This is a genomic window from Nonomuraea sp. NPDC050310 (genome assembly GCF_040655795.1).
In the GTDB taxonomy this organism is placed as follows: domain Bacteria; phylum Actinomycetota; class Actinomycetes; order Streptosporangiales; family Streptosporangiaceae; genus Nonomuraea.
On sequence record NZ_JBFAKP010000004.1, the window covers coordinates 210,368 to 228,371 of the forward strand.

The 18,004-nt window shown below is 68.5% G+C and carries 31 protein-coding genes and 1 tRNA gene; 30 read left to right on the forward strand and 2 right to left on the reverse strand.

Going from position 1 to position 18,004, the window contains the following annotated elements; all coding sequences use genetic code 11:
• The first annotated feature begins 12 nt into the window (after positions 1–12).
• From galU to AB0I67_RS13945, 7 genes are all read left to right on the forward strand, one after another.
• Complete coding sequence (gene galU / locus AB0I67_RS13915; protein ID WP_357922732.1) at positions 13–915, forward strand: UTP--glucose-1-phosphate uridylyltransferase GalU; 903 nt, start codon at positions 13–15, stop codon at positions 913–915.
• Complete coding sequence (gene glp / locus AB0I67_RS13920) at positions 902–2,089, forward strand: gephyrin-like molybdotransferase Glp (RefSeq protein WP_357922735.1); 1,188 nt, start codon at positions 902–904, stop codon at positions 2,087–2,089. The genes galU and glp overlap by 14 nt, the downstream gene beginning before the upstream one ends.
• Entirely contained in the window at positions 2,086–2,565 is a 480-nt protein-coding gene (gene moaC / locus AB0I67_RS13925) for a cyclic pyranopterin monophosphate synthase MoaC (RefSeq protein WP_357922739.1), read from the forward strand. Before glp ends, moaC begins: the two co-directional genes overlap by 4 nt.
• Before the next feature lie 34 nt (positions 2,566–2,599).
• Entirely contained in the window at positions 2,600–3,073 is a 474-nt protein-coding gene (locus AB0I67_RS13930) for a MogA/MoaB family molybdenum cofactor biosynthesis protein (protein WP_357922742.1), read from the forward strand.
• 14 nt (positions 3,074–3,087) lie between these two features.
• Positions 3,088–3,711 carry a GNAT family protein gene (locus AB0I67_RS13935; protein ID WP_357922744.1) on the forward strand — a complete coding sequence of 208 codons (624 nt, stop codon included), beginning with the start codon at positions 3,088–3,090 and terminating at the stop codon, positions 3,709–3,711.
• Between the two features lie 124 nt (positions 3,712–3,835).
• On the forward strand, positions 3,836–4,402 hold the full coding sequence (locus AB0I67_RS13940) for a hypothetical protein (protein ID WP_357922746.1): 567 nt from the start codon (positions 3,836–3,838) through the stop codon (positions 4,400–4,402).
• Between the two features lie 47 nt (positions 4,403–4,449).
• Positions 4,450–4,523: transfer RNA gene (locus tag AB0I67_RS13945), tRNA-Ala, on the forward strand.
• 89 nt (positions 4,524–4,612) lie between these two features.
• On the opposite strand, the gene AB0I67_RS13950 is transcribed toward AB0I67_RS13945, so the two are convergent.
• Positions 4,613–6,205, reverse strand: coding sequence for a hypothetical protein (locus AB0I67_RS13950; protein WP_357922749.1), 1,593 nt, complete (start codon positions 6,203–6,205; stop codon positions 4,613–4,615).
• 354 nt (positions 6,206–6,559) lie between these two features.
• On the opposite strand from AB0I67_RS13950, the gene AB0I67_RS13955 reads away from it, so the two are divergent.
• Positions 6,560–6,943, forward strand: coding sequence for a hypothetical protein (locus AB0I67_RS13955; RefSeq protein WP_357922752.1), 384 nt, complete (start codon positions 6,560–6,562; stop codon positions 6,941–6,943).
• A gap of 25 nt (positions 6,944–6,968) precedes the next feature.
• Here the strand turns inward: AB0I67_RS13955 and AB0I67_RS13960 are convergent, their stop codons facing one another.
• Entirely contained in the window at positions 6,969–7,517 is a 549-nt protein-coding gene (locus tag AB0I67_RS13960) for a helix-turn-helix transcriptional regulator (protein WP_357922755.1), read from the reverse strand.
• A gap of 96 nt (positions 7,518–7,613) precedes the next feature.
• On the opposite strand from AB0I67_RS13960, the gene AB0I67_RS13965 reads away from it, so the two are divergent.
• From AB0I67_RS13965 to AB0I67_RS14070, 22 genes are all read left to right on the forward strand, one after another.
• Positions 7,614–7,844 carry a hypothetical protein gene (locus AB0I67_RS13965; RefSeq protein WP_357922758.1) on the forward strand — a complete coding sequence of 77 codons (231 nt, stop codon included), beginning with the start codon at positions 7,614–7,616 and terminating at the stop codon, positions 7,842–7,844.
• Positions 7,845–8,264: 420 nt separating this feature from the next.
• Positions 8,265–8,429: a hypothetical protein gene (locus AB0I67_RS13970; RefSeq protein WP_357922760.1), complete on the forward strand. Its 165-nt coding sequence runs from the start codon at positions 8,265–8,267 to the stop codon at positions 8,427–8,429.
• Positions 8,426–8,584, forward strand: coding sequence for a hypothetical protein (locus AB0I67_RS13975; RefSeq protein ID WP_357922763.1), 159 nt, complete (start codon positions 8,426–8,428; stop codon positions 8,582–8,584). Before AB0I67_RS13970 ends, AB0I67_RS13975 begins: the two co-directional genes overlap by 4 nt.
• Positions 8,581–8,871 (forward strand): hypothetical protein, encoded by a 291-nt coding sequence (locus AB0I67_RS13980; protein ID WP_357922766.1) that lies wholly within the window; start codon positions 8,581–8,583, stop codon positions 8,869–8,871. Before AB0I67_RS13975 ends, AB0I67_RS13980 begins: the two co-directional genes overlap by 4 nt.
• Complete coding sequence (locus tag AB0I67_RS13985) at positions 8,868–9,239, forward strand: hypothetical protein (protein ID WP_357922768.1); 372 nt, start codon at positions 8,868–8,870, stop codon at positions 9,237–9,239. The genes AB0I67_RS13980 and AB0I67_RS13985 overlap by 4 nt, the downstream gene beginning before the upstream one ends.
• On the forward strand, positions 9,236–10,072 hold the full coding sequence (locus AB0I67_RS13990; protein ID WP_357922770.1) for an ERF family protein: 837 nt from the start codon (positions 9,236–9,238) through the stop codon (positions 10,070–10,072). Before AB0I67_RS13985 ends, AB0I67_RS13990 begins: the two co-directional genes overlap by 4 nt.
• Positions 10,069–10,413 carry a hypothetical protein gene (locus tag AB0I67_RS13995; RefSeq protein ID WP_357922773.1) on the forward strand — a complete coding sequence of 115 codons (345 nt, stop codon included), beginning with the start codon at positions 10,069–10,071 and terminating at the stop codon, positions 10,411–10,413. Before AB0I67_RS13990 ends, AB0I67_RS13995 begins: the two co-directional genes overlap by 4 nt.
• Positions 10,410–10,778 carry a hypothetical protein gene (locus AB0I67_RS14000; protein ID WP_357922776.1) on the forward strand — a complete coding sequence of 123 codons (369 nt, stop codon included), beginning with the start codon at positions 10,410–10,412 and terminating at the stop codon, positions 10,776–10,778. The genes AB0I67_RS13995 and AB0I67_RS14000 overlap by 4 nt, the downstream gene beginning before the upstream one ends.
• 202 nt (positions 10,779–10,980) lie before the next feature.
• Positions 10,981–11,250 carry a hypothetical protein gene (locus AB0I67_RS14005; RefSeq protein WP_357922779.1) on the forward strand — a complete coding sequence of 90 codons (270 nt, stop codon included), beginning with the start codon at positions 10,981–10,983 and terminating at the stop codon, positions 11,248–11,250.
• Complete coding sequence (locus AB0I67_RS14010; RefSeq protein ID WP_357922782.1) at positions 11,247–11,684, forward strand: hypothetical protein; 438 nt, start codon at positions 11,247–11,249, stop codon at positions 11,682–11,684. The genes AB0I67_RS14005 and AB0I67_RS14010 overlap by 4 nt, the downstream gene beginning before the upstream one ends.
• Positions 11,681–11,842 carry a hypothetical protein gene (locus AB0I67_RS14015; protein ID WP_357922785.1) on the forward strand — a complete coding sequence of 54 codons (162 nt, stop codon included), beginning with the start codon at positions 11,681–11,683 and terminating at the stop codon, positions 11,840–11,842. Before AB0I67_RS14010 ends, AB0I67_RS14015 begins: the two co-directional genes overlap by 4 nt.
• The gene (locus tag AB0I67_RS14020) at positions 11,839–12,198 is read left to right on the forward strand and encodes a hypothetical protein (protein WP_357922788.1); all 360 of its coding nucleotides are present in this window, start codon (positions 11,839–11,841) and stop codon (positions 12,196–12,198) included. The genes AB0I67_RS14015 and AB0I67_RS14020 overlap by 4 nt, the downstream gene beginning before the upstream one ends.
• A complete protein-coding gene (locus tag AB0I67_RS14025) occupies positions 12,195–12,410 on the forward strand; it encodes a hypothetical protein (protein ID WP_357922791.1) in 216 nt (71 codons plus the stop codon). Before AB0I67_RS14020 ends, AB0I67_RS14025 begins: the two co-directional genes overlap by 4 nt.
• Positions 12,407–12,805 (forward strand): WhiB family transcriptional regulator, encoded by a 399-nt coding sequence (locus AB0I67_RS14030; protein ID WP_357922793.1) that lies wholly within the window; start codon positions 12,407–12,409, stop codon positions 12,803–12,805. Before AB0I67_RS14025 ends, AB0I67_RS14030 begins: the two co-directional genes overlap by 4 nt.
• 63 nt (positions 12,806–12,868) lie before the next feature.
• Positions 12,869–13,699 carry a hypothetical protein gene (locus AB0I67_RS14035; RefSeq protein WP_357922796.1) on the forward strand — a complete coding sequence of 277 codons (831 nt, stop codon included), beginning with the start codon at positions 12,869–12,871 and terminating at the stop codon, positions 13,697–13,699.
• Positions 13,696–14,943 carry an AAA family ATPase gene (locus tag AB0I67_RS14040; protein ID WP_357922799.1) on the forward strand — a complete coding sequence of 416 codons (1,248 nt, stop codon included), beginning with the start codon at positions 13,696–13,698 and terminating at the stop codon, positions 14,941–14,943. Before AB0I67_RS14035 ends, AB0I67_RS14040 begins: the two co-directional genes overlap by 4 nt.
• Positions 14,940–15,302: a hypothetical protein gene (locus AB0I67_RS14045; RefSeq protein ID WP_357922802.1), complete on the forward strand. Its 363-nt coding sequence runs from the start codon at positions 14,940–14,942 to the stop codon at positions 15,300–15,302. The genes AB0I67_RS14040 and AB0I67_RS14045 overlap by 4 nt, the downstream gene beginning before the upstream one ends.
• Positions 15,295–15,723: a hypothetical protein gene (locus tag AB0I67_RS14050; protein ID WP_357922805.1), complete on the forward strand. Its 429-nt coding sequence runs from the start codon at positions 15,295–15,297 to the stop codon at positions 15,721–15,723. Before AB0I67_RS14045 ends, AB0I67_RS14050 begins: the two co-directional genes overlap by 8 nt.
• Positions 15,724–15,851: 128 nt before the next feature.
• On the forward strand, positions 15,852–16,250 hold the full coding sequence (locus AB0I67_RS14055) for a hypothetical protein (RefSeq protein WP_357922808.1): 399 nt from the start codon (positions 15,852–15,854) through the stop codon (positions 16,248–16,250).
• Positions 16,243–16,698, forward strand: a complete 456-nt coding sequence (locus AB0I67_RS14060) for a hypothetical protein (protein WP_357922811.1) — start codon at positions 16,243–16,245, stop codon at positions 16,696–16,698. The genes AB0I67_RS14055 and AB0I67_RS14060 overlap by 8 nt, the downstream gene beginning before the upstream one ends.
• 120 nt (positions 16,699–16,818) lie before the next feature.
• Positions 16,819–17,094, forward strand: a complete 276-nt coding sequence (locus AB0I67_RS14065) for a hypothetical protein (RefSeq protein WP_357922813.1) — start codon at positions 16,819–16,821, stop codon at positions 17,092–17,094.
• An 83-nt stretch (positions 17,095–17,177) separates the two neighbouring features.
• A complete protein-coding gene (locus AB0I67_RS14070) occupies positions 17,178–17,963 on the forward strand; it encodes a phosphoadenosine phosphosulfate reductase (protein WP_357922816.1) in 786 nt (261 codons plus the stop codon).
• Positions 17,964–18,004: the final 41 nt, after the last annotated feature.

The following is an 18,004-nucleotide window of genomic DNA, read 5'->3' on the forward strand; positions in this document are numbered from 1 at the left end:
AGGGTCTACACCATGTCTGACTTCGACCCTGTGACGAAAGCCGTCGTGCCCGCCGCGGGTCTGGGCACCCGGTTCCTTCCGGCGACCAAGGCAACTCCCAAGGAGATGTTGCCGATCGTCGACAAGCCCGCGATCCAGTATGTCGTCGAAGAGGCGGCCTCCGCCGGGCTCCTCGACGTGCTCATGGTCACCGGCAAGAACAAGCGCTCGATCGAGGACCACTTCGACCGCGCCTTCGAGCTCGAAGAGGTCCTGGAGGCCAAGGGCGACGACGAGCGCCTGTCCCAGGTCCGCGAGCCCGCGGCGCTGGCCACCCTGCACTACGTACGGCAGGGCGAGCCCAAGGGCCTGGGCCACGCCGTGCTCTGCGCCAAGCAGCACGTCGGCGACCACGCCTTCGCCTGCCTGCTCGGCGACGACCTCATCGACCACCGTGACGAGCTGCTCAAGCGCATGATCGAGGTCCGCCACACCTACGGCGGCAGCGTCATCGCCCTGATGGAGGTCCCCAAGGAGCAGGTCTCCCTGTACGGCGTGGCCACCATCTCGGCGACGTCGGAGGACGACGTCGTGCGCGTGACCGACCTGGTGGAGAAGCCCCCGGTGGACGAGGCGCCCTCCAACTGGGCGATCATCGGCCGGTATGTGATCGACCCCGCGGTCTTCGAGGTGCTGGAGAACACCCCGCCCGGCCGCGGCAACGAGATCCAGTTGACCGACGCGCTGCGCACCCTGGCCGGGCGGTCCACCGACGAGGGCGGCCCCGTGCACGGCGTGCTCTTCCGCGGGCGGCGCTACGACACCGGTGACAAGCTCGACTACCTGCGCACGGTGGTGAAGTTCGCGGCCGACCGGCCCGACCTGGCGCCCGAGTTCGTGCCGTGGTTGCGGGAGTTCCTAGATGAAATCGGTTGACGCCCATCTGGCCGAGGTGCTCGCCACGGTGCGCACCCTGGCCCCCCTCGAGGTCGAGCTGGAGCGGGCGCTCGGCACGACGCTGGCTGAGGAGGTCGCCTCGCCGGTGCCGTCGCCGCCCTTCGACAACTCGGCGATGGACGGCTATGCCGTACGCGCCGCCGACCTGGCGCAGGTCCCGGTCACCCTGCCGGTGATCGACGACGTCGCGGCGGGCTCCGGCGAGCTGCGCGCGGTCGGGCCCGGCCACGCGGTCCGGATCATGACCGGCGCTCCGGTGCCGGCCGGAGCCGACGCCGTGGTGCCTGTCGAGTGGACCGACGGCGGCACAGCCACGGTGACGATCGATCGCGCGGCGCCGGTGGGCAACGCGATCCGGCGCGCCGGCGAGGACGTGCAGGCCGGCGAGGTCGTCCTGAAGCCCGGCACGCTGATCGGCCCCGCCCAGCTCGGCATCCTCGCCGGGGTGGGCCGGCGTCGCGTCTGGGTACGGCCGCGCCCGCGCGTCGTGGTCATCTCGACCGGCGCCGAGCTGGTGGAGCCGGGCACGCCGCTGGGTCCAGGGCAGATCTGGGACTCCAACAGCTACACGCTGGCCGCGGCGGTGCGCGAGGCCGGGGGCGAGAGCTTCCGGGTGGGCATCGTGGGCGACGACCCCGCCGACTTCCTCGACCAGCTCGACGCGCAGCTCGTCCGGGCCGACGTCGTGATCACCAGCGGCGGCGTCTCGATGGGGGCCTACGAACCGGTCAAGGAGGCGCTCTCGCCGCTGGGCACCGTGCGGTTCGAGCGGGTCGCCATGCAGCCGGGGATGCCGCAGGGGTTCGGGGTGGTGGGGGAGGACCAGGTCCCGATCTTCGCCTTGCCGGGTAATCCCGTTTCGTCTTATGTGTCGTTCGTGCTCTTCGTGCTTCCGGCGTTGCGGAAGATGAGCGGGCTGCCCGACGGGCCGTCGATGGCGACCACCGCGCAGGTCGTCGCGCCGCTGCGCTCGCCCGCCGGACGGCGCTCGTTCCTGCGCGGAGTGCTGAGCGACGACGGCACGGTCATGCCGGTGCACGGGCAGGGCTCGCACCAGCTCGCCGCGCTGGCCTCGGCCAACGCGCTCATCGTCGTGCCGGAGGAGCTGACCGAGGTGCCGTCGGGCGCGACTGTGCGGGTGATCCGGCTGTGAGCGGCACGCCAGGCTTCACCCATCTCGACGAGACCGGCGCCGCCCGGATGGTCGACGTCTCCGCCAAGGACACCTCTGTCCGTACGGCTACCGCCACCGGCCGGGTGCTGCTGTCGGCCGAGGTCGTGGCGTTGCTCCGCTCCGGCGAGGTCCCCAAGGGGGATGCGCTCGGCGTGGCCCGGATCGCCGGGATCATGGGCGCCAAGCGCACGCCCGACCTGATCCCGCTGTGCCACCCGATCGCCCTGCACGGGGTGAAGGTGTCGCTGGAGGTGGTCGACGCCGGAGTGGAGATCACCTGCGTGGTGAAGACCGCCGACCGCACCGGCGTCGAGATGGAGGCGTTGACCGCGGTCTCGGTGGCCGCCCTGGCGCTCATCGACATGGTGAAGGCGGTCGACCCCGCGGCAGTGATCACCGACGTGCGGGTGGAGGAGAAGACCGGCGGCAAGACCGGCGTCTGGAACCGCCCGTGACGTGGCGGGGTCGCACGCGGGGGAGGACGGCCTGATGCGCGCGTTGGTGATCACGGTGTCCAACCGGGCCTCGGCCGGCGTCTACGCCGACCGGTCCGGCCCGATCCTGGCCGGCGGTCTGGCCGAAGCCGGATGTGAGGTAGACGGGCCGCAGGTGGTTCCCGACGGCGAGCCCGTCGAGGAGGCGTTGCGGCGCGGCGTCGAGGAGGGGTACGACGTCATCGTCACCACCGGCGGCACCGGCCTCACCCCGCAGGACCTCACGCCCGAGATGACCGCCCGCGTCATCAGCCGCGATATTCCGGGGATCGCCGAGGCGATCCGGCAGGCCAACCGCGACAAAGTGCCCACATCGGTGCTCTCCCGAGGGCTCGCCGGACAGGCCGGCGACACGCTGATCGTCAACCTGCCCGGATCGACCGGAGGTGTCCGTGACGGCCTTGCCGTACTGACGCCAATCCTTCGGCACGCGGTGGAACAGATCCGTGGTGGTGACCACCCGCGCTGAGAGATGATGCAGGTGTGGATCGTTTTCGTGGCTGGCCGGCGACGCTGACCGAGGGGCCGGTCGGCCTTCGACCGCTGCGCCTTGCGGACGTCCGGGTGTGGCGCGAGACCCGGCTGCGCAACGCCGACTGGCTGCGTCCCTGGGAGCCGAGCAACCCCGAGACGCCGTTGTTCCGCACCGGGCTCGGCCCGTACATCTCGATGGTCGGCACGCTGCGCCGGGAAGCCCGGCAGGGCATGTCGATGCCGTGGGTCATGACCTACCAGGGCCGCTTCGCCGGGCAGCTCACCGTCGGCGCCATCGTCTGGGGCTCGGCCCGGTCCGCGCAGGTCGGCTACTGGATCGACGGCGCGCTCGCCGGGCACGGCATCACCCCGACCGCGCTGGCCATGGCGGTCGACCACTGCTTCTTCACCGCGGGACTGCACCGCATCGAGGCCAACATCCGGCCGGAGAACGCGGCCAGCCGCCGGGTGGTGGAGAAACTCGGCTTCCGGGAGGAAGGCGTCAGACGGCGACATCTCCACATCGACGGCGCCTGGCGCGACCACATCTGCTACGCCCTGACCGTCGAGGACGCCCCTCGCGGCCTGCTCGTCCAGTGGCGCCGAGCGGGGTCCGCCGTTGAAGAGCTTTGACGATCTCGCGACACACCGCATCGAATGCTCGTCAATCAGTGACACGCGGTCTTACGGTGCGTGACGTGAGCACATCGAAGACGCGAACCGACGCCCTTCGTTTTCGTGCTGCCCGGAGGTGGCCGTGAGTCCGGTCTTCCTCTACCTCGCCATCGTCGTCATGTGGCTCTGCGTCCTGGTCCCGATGTGGTTGCGCCGGGACAAGACGCACCTCCAGGAGCTGGAGGAGGAGTTCTACGACGCCGACGAACTGCTGGACGAGGCCCAGGAAACGTACGATCCGGACACCCTTGAGCGGTCGCTCGCGGACTTCCGGCACATTCGCGCCCGCCACCGGTCGATCATCGTCGCGCGGCGGCGGCGGTTGCTGTTCTTCTCGCTCCTGCTGGTGTTCGCCTCCGTCGTCACGGCCGCGGTGAAGGTCATCCCGTGGTGGGGCGTCGCGCCGTCGGCCGTCGTGCTCTTCGGCTATGCGACCGTGCTCCGGATCGCCGTCCGCGTCGACCGTGAGCGTCGCGCACGTGCCGCCGAGGCCCGGGCGCGCCAGCGCCGCCGCCTCCGTGACCAGCGCCGTGCCGCCGAACTCGCCGCCGCTCAGGCCGAGGCGGAGATCATCGCCTTCACGGCTCGGCAGGGGGATGTGCTCTTCGACCAGTACGCCGAACCGCCCCGCCGGGCGGTTGGGGACTGAGGATGGCGCGAGGACCCTTGGAAGTTTGCTAATCTGGTCGAGTCCTTGGGGATGTAGCGCAGTCCGGTAGCGCACTTCGTTCGCATCGAAGGGGTCAGGGGTTCAAATCCCCTCATCTCCACAAGGAAGTAACAGGTCAAGGCCCTGATCCAGAGATCGGATCAGGGCCTTGATTCTTTGGTGGGAGAAAAATGGGAGAGGCGATCTTGGTTAGGCGCTCCGACTGACGCGTCGAGGAGTCGGCGAAATCAGCTTCACGATCTTGGAAGCGGAGCCCTCGCGCCACGGAGCAAGCGCCTCATTCAAAACCGGCACCGGAGATGACGGCCACCGCGCGAACCGCTCGCGGACCCCGTTCTCCCAGAGCGCTTCCAAGAGGTCGACGAGCTTCGTTCTCATTCCTTCGGTCGGATGGCCGTAGAGGGCTTGCATCGAGGTGTTCTCGTGGCCCATCCGCTCCTCCTTGAGCGCAGGGGCGATCCCGCCGTCGTCCATCCACGTCTGGTGGCCATGGCGGAAGCCGTGCGGAGTCAACCCCGGCCGGATCGGGAGCCAACTCACTAGATGCGGCTGCTGGGTTTCCTCCCACGCGGACCAGTTCGGCCGCCCGCGCCCGCTCGGTGGCACGAACTCCTCGCCCTTTTCCGCCTTGGGCCAGGGCCAGTGGACGGGGTAACCCGGCCAGCACCCACCCTCAACCGCCTCTGGGTGTTGCCGCTTGGCCACCGGTCCAGCTAGATACGTCGCGACGTCCGCAAGCACGGGCCGGGCCGGCCGGGATCGTTCTTCCGTGTTCCTGGAGGGATAGAGGCCGTCCGCCGCGGGCCGCATGGCGACTGAGCTGAAGTCCCCACGCTGATAGTGCGCCCGGCCGGGAGTGAGGAAGAGGTAACTGCGCCCGCCCGCCCTGCACCACTCGGTTCGTTCCGATCCTGGCGCCTTGGGCAAGGGGTCGCGCTTGCCCGCACAGACACAGGTCTGTGCTTTCCCTGCCTGTCGCGTCAGGAGCGCCAGCAGGAAAGGAGGTAGGTCGATCTTGCGGAGCGATCCATCCTTCGGGTATCCGGTGTAGAAGCCTTTCCGCGCCTGATACAGCTTGGTGTCCACGTGCCACATGCCGTCCGGCAGGAGCTGGTCGGGACTGAGAGCAAGGACCTCGCTCCAGCGCATGCCTGTCCAGGCCTTGGTGATCAGCATGAGGAAGACGTCGGGATGCTCGGCCAGTAGGGCGGCTCGCTCCGCAATGAGGATGACTTCCTCTGGGGACGGCCAGACCTTCTCCGCCCGCTGATACTTGGCAACGCGCCGCGCACCCTTCCTACCCTTACCTCTCTTGCGCACGGCGGGGTTGCCATCGAGGTAGCGGGGGATGGCCTCGCCGAGGATGTTGATGAGCAGGTTGCGGGCATCGGAGGCGGTCCGGGGCGCATAGCCGAAGCTGATCATCTCCCGTTCCCACGCGTTGACGTCATGAGGTTCGATCTTGCGGAGCCGGACGCCGGCCCAGCGCCTCATGAGGTGGCCCTGTAGAAGGCTCCAGTACGTCTCCAGAGTGCTGTGTTCCAGGTCCAAGCCCGAGTACCAGGTGTGCGCCCACGCCTCGAAAAGCGGGCCGTCCTCTTTGTCCTTGAGAATCCCTAGCCGGATCAAGGTCTCTTGGTCTTCGCCGTACTGGCGGGCCTCGTCTTCGTCCGCGAAGTACTCGCCTGTCTCGAGGTTCCGCGTGGTGCCGCTGGAGTAGGTGCCGTCGGCAAGTCGCCACCGCACTCGCCACCGCCTGCCACGCTTTTCGACGTATGCCATTTCGGGCGCTCCTTCGTTGGGTGAATACGCGCCGGGTTGGGAATCTGACTGGCTGACCAGCATGAAGGCTGACAAGCCCGGTATGAAGCTGTCCAGAACGCAACATCTTTGTGGCTAGATAGAGAACTTGGCTACACGCAAACCGGTCCATATTCAGGCATTTCGGGTGTGCTCTGTCACGCTCCGTAAGATCGTGCAAACGGGCACGATAAGGCGCGCATGGACCGGTCCGTTCACCCCATTCCCATCCACCACCACGTCACCTATGGTGAAGCCTTATCGCGTCTCGCCGTGGGAAGCAGGAAGCGGTCCGACCGAGGAAGTGGGGACCCCCGGTCAGAAGGCAGGCACACCTTGATCCACCCGTTCAGAAACACCCTCACCTGCGCAGTAGCCCTTGCTTGGGGGGTTGTAGCAGTAGACGTCGCCATTGACGTGCTGCACACCAAAGCAAGTCTCGCGCTCACAGCAGCCACGGCCGCCTTCACGGTCTGTGTCGCGCTGATCTGGCATGCCCGTCGATTGGAGGACGCGACGCTCGCACACGCCACTCGCGTGGAAGCTGCCACCAGCGAACACGCGAAGGTCATCTCCGCCCAGGTGTTGACGGCGGAACGCTACTTCAAGCTGGCGATCCGCGCCGACACCATGGCCAAGATCGATGCAGCTCACCTGTCCGGCGGGACGAACGGCCATGACACTGGCCCCTTCCAGGCGGTGGGGCGCGGCCTGGGTTGATGCAGGAGAAGAAGGAAGCCGGGTGCTATGCGCCCGGCTTCCTCTTTCTCCGCTCCTCTTCGAAGCGGCGAGCCCTATTGGCGAGATGGAGTCGAATCAACTCCGCCTTGGTCTCAGGGGAGATGTCGGTGGCGGCTTCGAGCTCAGCGACGATCGGGTCAACGGGCAGGCTCTCGGGAACGGTGAGTTCCTCTGGGCGGGCGAGGCCTGACTCCACCAGCACTTCTCCCAAGGACTGTCCCGATTCCATCGCGCGCTCGCGCAGGGTTGAGACCACGTCATGAGCGGTCGCCACGAAGTCGCCGATCTCATCGAGGGGGGCGTCCGGTATCCGCCCGTCGGGGATGCCGGCGAGTCGGAGGGCCTCTCCTTCGGGGATGCCGAGGGCTTGAGCTACGGCCTTCACCGTCGATGCCTGCGGCGAGCGCGGCTGGTATCGCCACTTGGCGATCGTGCTTCTGGCCACTCCTGAGTGTGCCTTGAACTGCTCCTGGGTCCAGTTGAGCGTGTTCAGCTCCTTGAGCACCCGCTCATACAGCGGGTAGGCGGGACCTCGGCGGTCTCTGTCCTCCACGAGGTCAGTTGTAGCACGTTGTTGAAATTCGGTCATTAACACAGATCTTCGAACCCCCTCTTGCCGCTAGTTGTAGTTAGTTGTAGCGTGTGCTGCATGGAAGCTAGCTACACAACAGGACAGATCATGTCGGGTAGGTGGATTCGGATCAAGGAGGTCACCGCTCGTGCGGGCCTGTCCCGCTGGCTCATCTCCGACCTCATCAAGGATGGTGAGCTGGACGCTTTCAAGGCGGGAGAGGCCAAGAACGCCCCCGTTTTGGTGAGCGAAGAGTCGCTCGAAAGCTACATCTCGCGCCACCTTATCCCTGCGGCGAGGGCCTCATGACTGAGGCGGAAGTGCGGGTCTACACCAACGACGAGGGCGCGGCTCTGGTCGGCGGACACGTCCTGAAGGCATCCACTCTCGCTCGGCTCGCACGACTGCACCTTGTCCCTCACACGCGGAACGGCCGCAAGGTCGGCTGGACACTCAGCCAACTCCATGGCGCGGTCGAATACCTGGCTACGGAAGCTAAGGCCAGGTCAAGGGCCGCCATGAAGGCATCCTCCGGCGCCTCGACCCGGGTCGAACGCGCCACAAAGCCCAAGCCTGAGGCGAGACCACATCTCACGTCGGTCCCGCCGCTGGTCTCCCGGCCCGGCCGGCGCTACACCGCCGCCTCCTAGGCGCAGCGCGGGCCCTCAACCGACCCAACCGGCGAGGACCCGCTGACCCGAATCCCCCAAACGAGAAAGGGACCGAGCTATGAGCAACGGTAGCGAATCCACCATCTTCACGGCACAAGCCGTGCAGGAGGCGCTCACCGGCACCGACGTCGCCCTCCAGACGAAGATGTGGGGCTGCCTCAAGGGATCCGAGGCGTACCAGGACCTGGCCAAGCGCTACGAGACCCGCCGGGCCGGCCGATGAGACCCGCCGACGTCCACGACCGCATCCGCCGCATGCACCTCACCTCCAACGAGGACGCGGCGCTGCTGGACATCCTCATCGCCGGCGACCCCGACACGGTGGCTGCGGCCCTCGACCGGATCGACACCCGCCGCGAGGCCGGAGGTGCCGCGTGAGCTTCGACGACATCCTCCAAGCGCAGGCCATGTGCGCCGCCGCCTGGGACGGCGAGGAGAACGGACGCCTCCTGCACCGAGCGTTGGCCGTCGCCATCCTGGTCGGCCGGCACGACGTGAACGCCTCCCGCGCCGTCACCCTCGTCGAGGACGGCACCCCCGACCCGGCCGAGGACGACCTGCTGATCGCGGCCAAGAAGGAGCGCGACCGCCTCATCCACGAGGCGAAGAAAGCGCTCAAGGCCGGCCGGATCACCCTCAAGCCCGCCCTGGAGAGTGCCGCGTGAGCGTCAAGACCGTCACCCGCGCCCAGACCATCCAGGTCCTCCGCGACGCCGCCCGCGAGGTCGACAACTTGACCTATGCCCGCATCGGCAGAGTCTCCGCCGGCACCATCCTCCGCTCCGTCGCCCCCGACTGGTACGCCGCCGAAGCGGCCCTGGTGGTCCTCATCGACCACTTGGGGGACGACGCCGACTGGCTCTCCACCTGGACCCAGGTGACCTCCACCACCGAGGCCGCCCGCCTGATGCGTGAGGCAGCCGACCAGCTTGAAGCCACCACGCCCTCCTACCGGGGCGGCCCCTGCCTGGGCGCCGACGAGGACACCTACCGCGACGAGCAGGGCGATTACGAGTTGGACGGTGCCGCGTGAGCACGGTGACCGAGCTGAACATCTACCAGGCGCTGGCCCAGGTGATGAAGAAGGTCCGCTCCGTGGCCAAGCGGGACAAGAATGACCACGGCGGCTACGTCTTCCGCGGTGTGGACGCCGTGGTCAACGCGGTCGGCCCGAAGCTCCGGGACGTCGGCGTGATCGTCGTCCCGATCGTCGAGGACTCCTCCTACGGCACCGTCGAAGTCGGCCGCAACCGCACCCAGATGGGCCACGCCCAGGTGACGGTCACCTACCGCTTCTACGGCCCGGACGGCAGCCACCTGGACTGCCGGGTGCCTGGCGAGGCGATGGACTCCGGCGACAAGGCGATGAGCAAGGCCATGTCTGTCGCCTTCCGTACGGCCCTGCTGCAGGCGCTGTGCCTGCCGACCGACGACCCGGACCCGGACGGCATCACCTACGAACGCTCGGCGGCCAAGACCGTCGAGGACTTCCGCCAGGAAGCGCTGAACGGCAACGCGACTAAGGCCGACCTTGAGCGCACCTACCGGGAAGCGAACCGGGCCGGGCTGCTCGCCCAGCTCATCACCGACGCCGCCGGCAGGGAGATGCGCCTGGTCGATCTGCTGATCGAGCGGGGCAAGCAGGTCCCCGACGGGCTGCCTCGCACCAAGTCCGGCAAGGTCGCCCGGTCGAAGCTGACCGATGAGGAGAAGTCCGCGGCCGGGCTCATGACTGGGCCGGAGATCCGGGCCCACGGCAAGCTTGAGCGGCAGACGATCGAGAACCCGAAGAAGGCGGAGCGCCTCGACAGCTCAGAGCTCTTCGACCCCTTCGCGGCTGTCCCGAACGGCGGTGAGCCGTCGTGACCGACATCCTCACCATCGTCAGGCAGCTCGGCACCCTGTCCCGAGACCTGGACCTGGCCGTCGCCAAGCTCGGCGAGCTGGAAGAGATCGCCGTCGATGCCGAGGGCGACTTCAAGGTCGCTTTCGCCGGCGTCTTCCATGAGGCGTCCGGCTCAGTGGAAGACCGCAAGCAGGTCGCCATCACCCAGACCGACCACCTGTGGAGGGTGTGGGCGAAGGCCGCCGCCGCGGTCCGGCTACAGAAGGAGCACATCAAGGCACTCCACGCGCGCATCGACGTGGGCCGGACCATGCAGTCCACCGCCCGCGCCGAGATCGCTCTGGCAGGAGTAGGCACGTGAAGCGCGGCGGGCGGCTCCAGCGCAAGACCGAGCTGAAGAGCAAGACCGGCCTCAAGCCGGGCAAGCCGCTCGCCCGTAAGGCACGGCTCCGGCACCGCTCGAAGAAGCAGGAAGCCATCTACCGCGAGCGGCGCCCTCTGGTGGCGCGTCTGCTCGCGGAGCGGCCCGCCTGCGAGCGCTGCGACCGAGCCCGGTCCGTCGATGTCCACGAGCCCGGGATGCGCTCCCGCGGCGCGGACATCCTCGACCCCGACCAGTGCGTTTGCCTGTGCCGCCCGTGCCACCGCTGGATCCACGATCACCCGGCCCTGGCCACGGCTGAGGGCTGGCTCATCCCTTCCGGAGGTGCGAAGTGCGACCAGTAGAGGAGCTGCGCTTCTGCCCGTGGGAGGGCGAAACCGTCCCCATCGATCACGACTGCGTAGGAGGCACGCAGCCAGCGTGCCCCACCAAGGAGGGCGAGCCCTGCGGCATCTGCGCCTCCTGCCTCTCCGCTCAAGCGGAGGACCTGACGCGCCACGGGTCCCCGTCGAAGGTCTTCGACGCTCCACCGTGAAAGGTCCCGACATGATCCACCCTCGCGCCGGCCATGACTTACCCCCCGACCTGGCCGCCCTCCAGGCCGACTACCCCGATTGGTCCATCTGGGAGGACGACCAAGGCCGCCCCTGGGCCACCCGCCTCACGCCGGTCCTCACGAAAGGCCAGGAGGCCGCCGGGATGGACATGACGATCACCCCGCAGTACGGCTACGCGCCGACCGCCGACAACCTCCGCGACCTGCTCCAGCAGCAGGTCGCCGCCGAGACCCAATACCGATCCCGGAGAATCGCATGAGCACCCGCGTCGCCGCCCCGCCGCCCCCCGCCGTCGAGTACAACTCGCCGCTCGTCCAGAACGCCGTCTGGAACACCCTGTTGTTCCAGCTCAAGGCATCCACCACCGGCTCCCTCCAGCACGACGAGATCGTCCGCCAGCGCCGCGAGGAGATCGCCCGCCGCCAGGCCGAGATCAACCACAACACCGAGACGATCCGCAAGCTGAACGAGCGGATCAACGCGCTGGAGGCGGAGAACAGCCAGGCCCACGTGGAATGCCAGGAAGCCGAGCGCATCTCCAACGAGCAGTTGGAGCTGGCCAAGGGCTACGCCGACTCCCTCGTGGCGCTCGGCGCGCAGATCCCGCCCGACCAGATCGAGGTCCTCCGCAACGGCAACGTGATGCGCCTGGCCCGCCACCACGACGAGCTGAACGCGGAGCTGAAGTCGTGAGCCGCCTCGCCCACCGCGCCTGCCGCCTGCTGGGCCTGGTCCCCGCCAGGCACGGCCGCGCCCGCACCGCCCCTGAGCCGTTCGACTGGGGCGCGCCGCGCATCACGCCGCCGGCCGCCCGCATCTACGACACGATGCCGCTGGAGCGTGTGCCGTGACCGCCTCCAACGCCCCGTTCGTCACCGTCGCCGCGGTCGCCCTCGCAGTGATCGCCGCGACGGGTGGCCTCCTGTGGCGCCGCCTTCGCGAGGCGTCGCTGCCGCCGCACCCTGAGCGGCGGGTCGTGGACGACGAGCACACCGACTTCCTCGCCGAGCTCCACGACGAGCTGTGGCCGAACGAGGAGCACCGGGGCGCCTACCACTGCCCCATCCCCGCCGAGCCCGTCTACGACACCCCTGACGAGGCGTTCAACGCCATCCCCGGCCGCTTGACCACCTTGTGCGTGTGCGGCGGCTACCACCACATCCGACCCACCAGGCGCCGCCGTACCCAGAAGGGCAGCAAACGATGAGCCTCATCATCGGCGACCGCATCCGTTCCCTTCGCGTCTACGACCGCAAGGTCGCAGCCGGCGAGATCAAGGGGTTCGGCCACCTCCAGGGCCATAACGTCGCCTACGTCCAGTGGGACGAGCTCAAGTACGTGCGCGACGGCAACAAGCTGGTGCGCTGGCTGGACACCGTCATCCTCGGGCCGCCGGCCGGTGAGGGGCGTACGTCATGACCGCCTTGTGGCGTGACGACGCAGCCTGCCGGACGGCCGCCGACTTCACCGTGTTCTTCCCCCAAGGCGAGAGGAGCCCCGAAGTGGAGCAGGCCGTCGCCTTCTGCCGGTGGTGCCCCGTCCGCGCCCAGTGCCTCGCCTTCGCCCTGGACAACAACGAGAAGGACGGCATCTGGGGCGGCCTCACCCCGAAGGAACGCCGCCGTGAACGCCGCCGGCAGCAGCGCTACCCGGCCAAGCGTGAGGTGACGGTCGCCAAGAAGAAGTGCCGCCACTGCAAGGACATCCTGCCCGCGGCGGACTACGACCAGCGCAGCAACGCCCCGGACGGCCTGAACCCGGTCTGCCGGTCCTGTATCCGCCTTCGGGAGTCGGCGCTCCAGGAGGCCAGCTAGATGCCACGAAGACAGGCCCTGCCCCCGTAATCCCCATCTGCTCAACAACCCGGAAGGTCCCACGTGCGCATCAGGTCGATCAAGCCTGAGTTCTGGCGGTCGGATGACATCGCCAGGCTTCGACGCGACGTGCGGCTCTTGTTCATCGGCCTGTGGTCCTACGTTGACGACAACGGGGTGGGCATCGACGACTTCCGCCAGATCTCAGCGGACCTCTTCGCCCTCGAAGACGACCCCCAAGGAGCACGGAACTTCGTTCGCGACGGTCTCGCGACACTCTCGGCGGCCTCTCTGATCGTGCGCTACGAGCATCAGGGCAAGCGCTACCTGCACATCCCCACCTGGGATCGGCACCAGCGCGTCGACAAGCCCGGCAAGCAGCGCTACCCCAGACCCGACGACTGTGGCGCGACCATCCAGACCGAGGCATCTGCCGACGTCAACGGCTCGACACGGGACGTAGACGGCGACAAAGACGACGCATTCGCGAACGATTCCGGAGACTCTCGCGAGGGTCTCGCGCCTGGAGAAGGGGAGCAGGGGAGCAGGGGAGCAGTTACAGACTCTTCGAGTCTGTCTGACGCCCCCGGCCCCACCAAGCTCGGGACCCGCCTCCCCGACGACTTCCCGATCACCCCTGAGCTGATCGCCTGGGCGAGAGACAAAGCCCCCTCCTGTGGGCCGGAAGACCACGCAGCCTTCTGCGACTACTGGCGCGGTATCCCCGGCGCCAAAGGCCGAAAGCTCGACTGGCCCGGCGCCTGGCGCAACTGGATGCGCCGCGAACACGAGAAACGCCAACTCAAGGCTGCCGCTAACGGCTCTGGCCGCGGACCACGCGTCACGAGCCCACCCGCCACGACCCCACGCAACCGATGGATGGAACGCGAATGAACGAACGCCTGCAGCCACACGACCTCGACGCAGAGCAGGCACTCCTCGGCGCGATGCTCCTATCCGCTGCCGCCGTCGAGAAGTGCCTGGTCACCGTCAGCGTCGGCGACTTCTACCGCCCCGCCCACCAGCTCGTGTACGAGGCGATCCTCGCCGCAGTCCGAGCCAACAAGCCCGCCGACCCAACCGTGGTCCTCGCCGAACTGAGGGAGCTCGACACCCTCGCGAGGGCCGGCGGCGGCGAGTACCTGCACACCCTCATGGCCGCCTGCCTCACCCCGGCGAACGTCGGCCACTACGCCGCCATCGTCCGCGGGCACGGCGTCCGCCGGCGCCTCATCGCCGCCGGCATCCGGATCGCACAGCGCGCCCAGGACCTCGGCGCCGACGCGCACGGCCTCACCGAGCAGGCCGTGCGCGAGCTGGAAGACGTCCGAGACTTCGAGCTCGGCGACGACGTCGACACCCTCACGGTCGGCCAGTTCCTCGCCGTCGAGGACGAGGAGTACGACTGGATCGTGCCCGGCCTGCTGGAACGCGGCGACCGCATGATCCTTACCGGTACGGAAGGGCTCGGAAAGTCGACGATCTTTCGCCAGCTCGCCGTCACCATCGCCGCCGGCCTGCACCCGTTCCAGCACACGCCGATCCAGCCGCGCCGGGTGCTGGTCCTCGACTGCGAGAACACCGCGACCCAGGTCAGGCGCAAGCTTCGGCCCATGGTCGCCCAGGCCCGCCTGCAGGAACGGCCGATCGAGGAGACGAACCTCTGGCTGGAGATCCGCCCCCAGGGCCTCGACCTGGCGTCCGACCGGGACCTGTCGTGGCTGATGCGCCGCATCGCCGTTATCCAGCCGGACGTGGTGTTCCTCGGCCCGCTCTACCGGCTCGCCCCTCGCGCGCTGAACTCCGACGACGAGGTCGCGCCGATCCTGGCCGCGCTCAACATGATCCGGGCGCGCGGCGCGTGCGTCCTGCTGGAGGCTCACGCCGGCCACGCGCTCGGCGCTGGAGGGCGCAGGGACCTGAGGCCGCGCGGCTCCTCGGCGCTGCTGGGCTGGCCGGAGTTCGGCTACGGCATCCGCCGGGCCGACACCCCGGAGGCGAAGCACAAGCGCATCGTCGACATGGAGTCGTGGCGCGGCGACCGCGACGAACGCTCCTGGCCGGAGCGGCTGGAGGCCGGCGGGGTGTGGCCGTGGACCGAAGTGATGATCGGCTACGGGGAGGCGTGGGCGTCATGACTTACCCACCCGAGACGGTCGCCGGCCTGCTCAAGGTTCGCGAGGACTGGCTGCGCGTCATGGCGATCCCGTCAAAACACGGCGGCATCGACGTGGTCCTCGTCATCGACGGCTCCTACAGCCTGGACCGCTACGACCCGTCCGAGCTGGAACGGGAGTGGGACGCCCGCATCCGCGCGGCCTTCGCCACGGATGGCCTGCCTCTGGGCGTACCGCTGAAGGACTGCCCTGGCCGGGCGACCGTGCTGGGCGGCGAGCCCGACCCGACCGAGCCGGAGCGTCCGCTCACGAGCGTGGCGGACGCGGTGAACGAGCTGCTGGCCGACCTCCGGAACCGGCGCGGAGGCGACCATGGCTGAGTCTCGCTACTGGCATGGGGGAGCGCCCGGCCTCCAGGTCGGCGACCTGATCTTGCCCGGCCGCCCCAACTTCGTTGACGGCTGCGCAGTGTGTGACGCCCATCGCGCCGGCCAGAGCCACGCTTTCGACCCGCTCACTCAGCACACCGACCGGGTCTACATCACGACCGACCGCGAATACGCCCGCTTCTACGCCTCCAAGTACCCGAAGGGTGACCTGTACACGGTCGTCCCTGTCGGTGAACTGACGCTGTCGAGCGAGGACCATTTCCCGTCCTGGCACGTTGCCCAGGCCCGCGTGGTGTCGGTCTACGACCGGTACGTGACGCTCACGGCGAAGCAGCGCCGGACGCTCCTGAACCGGTGGAAGCGGGCCGACGACCAGGTCTGGTTGTCCTCGGTGGCCGGGGGTGCGTCGTGATCCACCTCTGGCACTCCTGGGCGGTGGTCGAACGGATCGGTCGCGTGACCACAGAGCGGTGCGTGGTGTGCCGCAAGACGCGGACGAGGGTCCGCTAACCCCCTACAAGATCCACGAGGAGAAGTGAGATGACCTTCCCGACCTACGAAGAAGCCGAACCCCGAGCTGTCGAGGGTTCGCCGTTCTCCAACTGCGCCGACGGCGAGGCGTGGATGGACAACAACTGCCGCCGCTGCGTCCACGACGCCCCCACTCGCCGCGGCGAGTGGGACAAGGGCTGCCCCCTCGTCCTGATCGCCCTCCTCGGGCAGACGCCGGCGGAGTGGCTCCGCAAGGACGGCTACCGGCTGGGCGACCAGTACACGTGCCTGTACTACCGCAACGAGGACGACGGCCCCGGCCCGCAGGAGCCGGCCCCGATCCCGGACCCGCCCGGCCAGCTCACGCTGTGCCCGCGAGAGCCGTTCGAGCGCCCGGCCCGCATGTTCGCCGACACGCTCCCGCAGGAGGTGGCCGTCCATGCCTGACACCACCGCGCTGACCGTGGCGGACGAGCTCCGCACCGCCGCCGTCCTCCTGCGTGAGACCGCCTCGGCCGCCCCTGCCGGCCCTTGGAGCCTGGACGGCCCCCGCTGGTGGCCGGGAGAGCCGCCCGAGTGCACGTCCGTGATCACCACCCACGCCGACCGGCTCTCGGTGGTCGTCGTGGACAAGCCAGGACCGGTCCGCCACCCGAAGGCGGACAAGGCCGGGGACTGGATCGCTCTTATGGACCCGGACGTGGCGAAGCATCTCGCTGCCGGGTTCGAGCAGGTGGCCGACGAGGCGGAGACGCACGAGGCCGCCGGCTGGGGCAACTCGGCTGACGAGATCGCCGAGGGCTGGCTGCTGGATCTGGCTCGCTCTCTGAACCGGCGCGCACGGTCTGGCCCTGGTGCCTCCTGCGCGGCCCCCAGTTCGCCCGTGGCGAGCTAACCCCGCCTCCCAGCCCCTACGCCCATCCGGATCGCTCCTGAGGGCTCTACGGCCCTCAGGAGCGAACTGGTGAGCGTAATCCCAGCAAGATCTCAAACTCATGATCGATTAGGAGTGACAATGAAAGTCTTCGTCAACGACCCCACCACCGGCCAGCCCGTCGAACGCGAACTCCGCGACGACGAGTTCCCCTGCCAGATCGGCGTGTTCTGCGACGGCTGCGGCACCGCCACCGAGCGGGACTATGTCGTCTCCGAGGCCATGACCAAGCCCGAGCGCTTCGAGGTCGCCCGGATCACGCTCCGCCGCGACGGCTGGCAGTGCGACGCCTCAGGCGACTGGTGCACGGCGTGCAAGGTGGGCCGGGAGCAGGGCGGCGAGGTGTTCGCGCGATGAGCGCGGCATGCAGTGAGGTCCCAAAGCGGCGCGGCCTGCGAGTGTTCAGCTTCGGCGCAGGTCGCCAGTCAGTCGCTGCCCTCGTGCTCCAGGCGCAGGGCAAGTTGCCCGACGGCGGCTTCGACCACTGGCTGTTCTCCAACGTGGGTGACGACTCCGAGCACCCGGACACCATCGCCTACTTCCATGACGTGGCGCTTCCGTTCGCCGAGAAGCACGGCATCGACCTACAGATGCTGCGCAAGGTGGGTCGCGACGGCGAGGTAAAGACTCTCTACGGTGACCTCACCCGGCCGGAGTCCCGCTCAATCGGGATCCCGGTCCGCATGGGTGGCAAGGCGGACGCTGCGCCAGGCAACCGATCCTGTACCGGCACCTTCAAGATCGCGGTCATTGCCAAGTGGCTGAAGCAGCACGGCGCCTCCGCCGACCGCCCGGGCACGATCGGCGTCGGCATCTCGCTCGACGAGATGGAGCGGATGAACAGCCGCAAAGCCGCTCCTTACGAGCGGCTCGTGTACCCGCTCATCGACCTCAGGCTGAGAGTGAGCGACTGCGTCAGCATCATTCGCAAGGCCGGCCTGGCTATCCCGCCGAAGTCCAGCTGCTGGTTCTGCCCTCTGCGGAAGACCGACAGCTGGGCCGACATGCGCCGCACCGACCCTGATCTGTTCGAGAAGGCCGCCGACCTGGAGGACCTTCTCAACGAACGCCGCCACAGGCTCGGCAAGGACAACGTCTATCTGACCCGGTACGGCGCAGCCCACGGCCAGGGCTTACGCCGGGTGGTTCCCGAAGGTCGCGACCCGTTGCCGTTCTTCATGGAGGAGCAGGACGCTCCCTGCGACAACGGCTGGTGCATGACGTGAGCGGGTCCTTCCAGTCGACTCTCTCGGGCGGGGAGGACCCC